Origin of the sequence: Micromonospora sp. NPDC047753 (assembly GCF_040642735.1) — a bacterium.
Lineage (GTDB): Bacteria > Actinomycetota > Actinomycetes > Mycobacteriales > Micromonosporaceae > Micromonospora.
In genome coordinates this window covers 1-4,696 of sequence record NZ_JBEYSL010000507.1, presented here as the reverse complement: position 1 = coordinate 4,696, position 4,696 = coordinate 1, and the positions used below count along the sequence as shown (strand labels likewise).

Genomic DNA, 4,696 nt, shown 5'->3' with positions numbered 1-4,696 from the left:
CGGCCAGCTCGCTGCCGACCTCGGCGGTCTCGTCCTCGCCGACCACGATCCGGCTCAGCACGCCGGCAGCGGGTGACGGGATCTCGTTGTCGACCGCGGAGCGGGCTCGTCCCCGCTCCGCCGGCCCGACGGTGTCGTGGTGGCCGGTCAGCCGCCGGCCATCCCGGCCCCCACCTCGTCGATCGCGTCGTCGATCTGGCGGGCGAGGTCCACGTCGAGCGCGGTGACCCCGTTGGCCTGGTTGGTTCGCACTGTCAACACGGCGGCCGTGTCGCCCGGACGTCCGATGCTCGGGCCGCGGCCGTTGTCCTGGCGAAGCCGGTCGAGCCGGGCGAGAACCCGGTCCAGGTTGTCGGGCGGCAGCGCGACCACCCGGTAGAGGCCCTGGCTGTCGCCGGACCAGTAGGGCAGGTCGAAAAGCGCCGCGCTGATCTCGTCGGCGTCCAGGGTGGGTGTGGTGGTGGAGGCGCCCACCAGGCCGCCGCCGGCCTCCGGCGGGTTCAGCAGGTCGCGCAACCCGTCGGGTACGTGCAACGACTCAACCAGGTCGCCGTCCTGCTCGGCGAGCGCGGCGATCGTCGCCTCCGCCTGGTAACGGGCCTGCTCCGGGGTGTTGCCGCTGATCCGGCCCACCTCGGCCAGGAAGCCGGGCAGGTCCTGGTGCCGCTCGATGCCGTCTACCGGCAGCACGTCGTGCAGCGACGCCGGCACCGCGGCGAGCAGCCGCTGCCGCTCGGCGGCCTCCAGGGCGAACGCGAGGACCAGAACTGTCGCCTCGGTGCCCACCTTGGCGGTCTTGAAGTCGACCCCGGCGCGACGCCGAACCTCGTCGACCAGGTCGTGGTAGCCCATGCTGTTCACACCGGCCGCGCCGCTCGGCGGGGACGGCTGCGGTCGCGGGTTGTCGGCGCTACCGACCGGCGGCGGTGCCGGCCCCCCGCGCGTGGTGTCCGACTTGCGCGGTCCGGCCGCTGGTGGGCCCGCCCGCTTACCCGCGTCGAGGCTCGTGAGCTGCTTGGACGCGCTCAGGCTGGCGCCGATCTCGCTGGGCTGGCGATTCTGTTCCCGGGCCTGCCGGGCCAGGGCCCGGCGCCTCTGGTTGTCGCCCTCCATCTGCTTGCGCATGGTGGCATCCCTTCCGCTGGGGATCGTGGCTGCGCCAGTCGCCTTCCCGCCGTCCCCGAGAAGGAAACGGAGGCCGCCGGCCGGGTCGGACCAACCTGCGCCACGCTTCATCCGGCGGGGGTGAGGGGTGCTCACCCGCACGGCCCGCACGATCGGCTCAGGACCGGAGTTCTTCCGAGGTACGCGGAAGGAAGGTCGTCATGAAGGAAGTTGTCGAGATCGTCCCCGCTCGACCCGGCTGGTACGCCCGCTGGCAACTCACACCCGAGGTCACCAGGTGTTACCCGGTGAGCCTGTGGGCGCTGGTGGAGGAGGCCGACGGAACGGGCCGCGAGGTGATCGGGATGGACTGCATCGGTCAGTGGCCCGGCGCGGACGACAACGAGGCGGGTGGGCAGTTCGTCCGCTACCTGTACCAGACGCCCGATTCGGGGGAGCCCGAGGACGTCGACCCGGCCCCGATCGGCGAGCTGCGTGAGGACGGCCCCCGGCTCCAGCCGATGACGGCACCCTAGACATTCCTCCGGCCCCCGACCCCAGGTCCCAGGGTCGGGGGCCACCCCGTCCGGTGCGGGGTGGCCGGAGGCTCAGCCGGTGGCGCGCACCTCGTCGTCGGCGTACGCCTCGGCCAGCAACTCGGTCAGGCCCGTGCGGTCCAGCATCCGCTGAAGCTGAGGGCTGACCCCGGTCAGTCGGATCGCCCCGGCGGCGCGGTGCACCACCAGCAACGCGCTGAGCCCTGAGGAATCGCAGAGGGTAACCCCGGTCAGGTCGACCAGAACCGGAGCGTCGTCGCCGCCGCGCAGCCCGGCCGCCGCGGCGATCAGCTCCGGTGCGCTGTCGTAGTCGAGTTCGCCGGCCAGCCGGAGTCGGACGCTCCCGGCGCCGAGCCGGATTGTCTCGATGGTCAACAGCTGGTCGGGCATCCCGCCATTCTCCTTGTCGAGCCACAAAACGCAAAGCGGGAGCGGTGACGCGCCCCCGTGTTCCTCGTCCGACGCCCCGCCGTGGCGGTGCCGGCCACCGACCGTGAGATGCCGCTTTCCGGGTTCCGGCGTAGGGTGACGGGAAAGTTTTGACCGTAGACGCCGGTTCCGGCACGGGTTCGGTGAACGACAAAGGAGTGAGGCTCAGCTGGTGACTGCTTCCGACGTCAGGGACTGGGACCCGGGCGACGGACGGCTCTCCACGCCGAGCACGACACGACCCTCGGCGTGGTCCGCCGACGTTCGCCGCCCCACCGCGGCCCTACCGCCGTTGGCACCCGACCGGGGGCAGGCCACGCCCGACTGGTTGGAAGTCGTCGAGCACTTCCGGGAAGGGCTGGTGGTCTGCGACGCCGATGGCGTCGTGCGGCACGTCAGCCCGGTGGCTGAGCGGTTGCTGCCCGAGGTGACTCCCGGCGAGCTGCTCGGCGCGGCCGGTGTGCCCGGGTTGAGTGACGGTGTCCCCGGGGGCTTCACTCATCGCGGGCGCCGGCTCACCGCGCGCCAGGTGCCGCTCTCCGGTGACCGCTGCTGCTGGTACGTCGAGGACGTCACCGACAGCGTCAGCCGCGCCGACGCGCTGCTCGCCGAACGGGCTCGCTCGGCGTTCCTGGCCGTGGTCGGCGACAAGCTGGGCAACCCACTGCACCCGGACCGGGCTGCCGCCGCTGTCGTCCGACTCGCCGTGCCGACCCTGGCCGAGGTGGCGGTGCTGGTCCTCGCCCCGAAGGCCGGGCGCGCCCGCTGGTGGCGGGCCACACGCACCGACGACGAGGTGCCGACTGTGGACAGCGGCGTACTGGCTGGCGGCGAGCTGCCGACCGCCATCGCCGACGGGTTGACCGGGGCAGAGCCGCACGCGGTGGACTGGTTGGTCGAGCAGGCGGTCGACGCCGGTTGGCTGCCGGGGCTGGCCGGCACCGACAGCGCCGCCCGGGTCGTTCCGCTGCCGGGACGCGACGCGCCGGTCGGTGTGCTGCTGGTGGCCCGTCGCGCCAGCCGCTGGTACGACGAGGACGACGTGGAGCTGGTCCGCGCGTTCGCGGCCCGCGCGGGCGCGGCGTTGACCACCGCGCTGCTCTACCGCGACCAGGCCGAGGTGGCCGACACCCTCCAGGCCAGCCTCCTGCCGGTCGAGCCGGTCGAGGCGACCGGTGTGCAGTGGGGCACCGCGTACCGGCCCGCGCAGTCGGGACTGCGCATCGGCGGCGACTTCTACGGCTCGCACCGGCTCCCCGACGGGGGTTCGGTGTTCTTCCTCGGCGACGTGTCGGGCAAGGGCGTCGAAGCCGCCGTCTTCACCGGCCAGCTGCGCCAGTGTCTGCAGGCGCTGCACCGGTTGGAGTCGCACCCGGCGCGGTTGCTGCGGCTGCTCAACGACGCGTTGCTGGAGACGACCCAGGCGCACGGTGAGGGCCGCTTCGCCACCATCGTGCTCGGCGTGGCCCGCCCGGAGCGCGACGGCGGCCTCACCCTCACCATGGCCGGCGGCGGGCATCTGCCACCACTGGTGCTGCGCGCCACCGGTGAGGTGGAGACGGTGCCGTTGCGCGGCATGCTGATCGGGGTGGTGCCCGACCCCCGCGTCGGCGAGGTGACGGTGCGGCTGGCGCCGGGCGAGACCTGCCTGCTCTACAGCGACGGGGTGACCGAGGCCCGGGGCGGCCGGCGCGGGGACGAGCAGTTCGGCCCGGAGCGGCTGATCAGCGCGCTGACCGGTTGCCATCGGATGCCCGCCCCGGCCCTCGCCGAACGGGTCGAGCAGATCACCTGCGACTGGCTGGCACAGGGCGACCACGACGACATCGCCGTGCTGGCGCTGCGGGCGGCCGGCCTGGGCGGGCGCGGGGCACGGCACCTGCACTCGGTGCCCGCCGGCGTCGACCACACGAGGGAGCCTGACGCGTGACCGCCGCCACGGCCAGCAATGACCTCGGCGAGGCGTACTCCGGATATCTGGAGCATCTCGCGGACGCCGACGAGTACGCCGCGACCGACCTGGCGATCGGTCTGCTCGACGCGGGCGTCCCAGCGGAGCGGGTGCTGCTCGACCTGGTCGCGCCCGCGCAGTCCGAGGTGGGTGAGCGGTGGGCCCGCAACGAGTGGAGCGTCGCCCAGGAGCACGCGGCCACCCACATCAGCGAGCAGGTGGTGGCGGCGGTTTCCGCGCACGCGAGACCGCAGCCGATCAACGGCCGGGTCGTGGTCGCCTGCATGGACGGCGAGTGGCACGCGTTGCCGCCCCGGCTGGTGGCCGAGGTGCTGCGGTTACGCGGGTGGCAGGTGACCTTCCTGGGCGCCAGCGTCCCCGCGGCGCACCTCGTGTCGTACCTGCACCGCCACGACGCGCACGCGGTCGCGTTGGCGTGCGCGCTGCCAATGCGCCTGCCGTACGCCCACCGCATGATCGAGGCCTGCCGCCGCTCGGACGTCCCGGTGGTGGTGGGCGGGCGTGGGTTCGGCACGGACGGCCGGTGGGCGCGCCGGCTCGGGGTGGCCTGGGCACCGGACGCGCCCTCGGCGGCCGAGCTGATCGCCGACGAGCGGGCGCTGCGCGCGGCGCCGCCGGCGCGGCTGGCCCACCT

The 4,696-nt window shown here is 73.7% G+C and carries 5 protein-coding genes and 1 pseudogene; 3 read left to right on the top strand and 3 right to left on the bottom strand.

Translation table 11 applies throughout. The annotated features are described in order from the left end of the window. A pseudogene (locus tag ABZ749_RS29675) lies at positions 1 to 94 on the bottom strand (biotin/lipoyl-containing protein); the annotation flags it as partial. 53 nt (positions 95 to 147) lie between these two features. Then, the gene (locus tag ABZ749_RS29670) at positions 148 to 1,125 is read right to left on the bottom strand and encodes a DUF2267 domain-containing protein (protein WP_357233585.1); all 978 of its coding nucleotides are present in this window, start codon (positions 1,123 to 1,125) and stop codon (positions 148 to 150) included. 200 nt (positions 1,126 to 1,325) lie between these two features. Here ABZ749_RS29670 and ABZ749_RS29665 point away from each other — a divergent pair, with 200 nt between their 5' ends. Continuing rightward, positions 1,326 to 1,640, top strand: coding sequence for a hypothetical protein (locus ABZ749_RS29665; RefSeq protein ID WP_357233583.1), 315 nt, complete (start codon positions 1,326 to 1,328; stop codon positions 1,638 to 1,640). A 72-nt stretch (positions 1,641 to 1,712) separates the two neighbouring features. Here the strand turns inward: ABZ749_RS29665 and ABZ749_RS29660 are convergent, their stop codons facing one another. Next, positions 1,713 to 2,051 carry an STAS domain-containing protein gene (locus tag ABZ749_RS29660; protein ID WP_357233580.1) on the bottom strand — a complete coding sequence of 113 codons (339 nt, stop codon included), beginning with the start codon at positions 2,049 to 2,051 and terminating at the stop codon, positions 1,713 to 1,715. Positions 2,052 to 2,262: 211 nt separating this feature from the next. On the opposite strand from ABZ749_RS29660, the gene ABZ749_RS29655 reads away from it, so the two are divergent. Then, positions 2,263 to 4,020 (top strand): PP2C family protein-serine/threonine phosphatase, encoded by a 1,758-nt coding sequence (locus ABZ749_RS29655; RefSeq protein ID WP_357233578.1) that lies wholly within the window; start codon positions 2,263 to 2,265, stop codon positions 4,018 to 4,020. Beyond that, on the top strand, positions 4,017 to 4,696 hold a 680-nt coding region (locus tag ABZ749_RS29650), incomplete at its 3' end, for a cobalamin-dependent protein (RefSeq protein WP_357233576.1). The genes ABZ749_RS29655 and ABZ749_RS29650, both read left to right, overlap by 4 nt.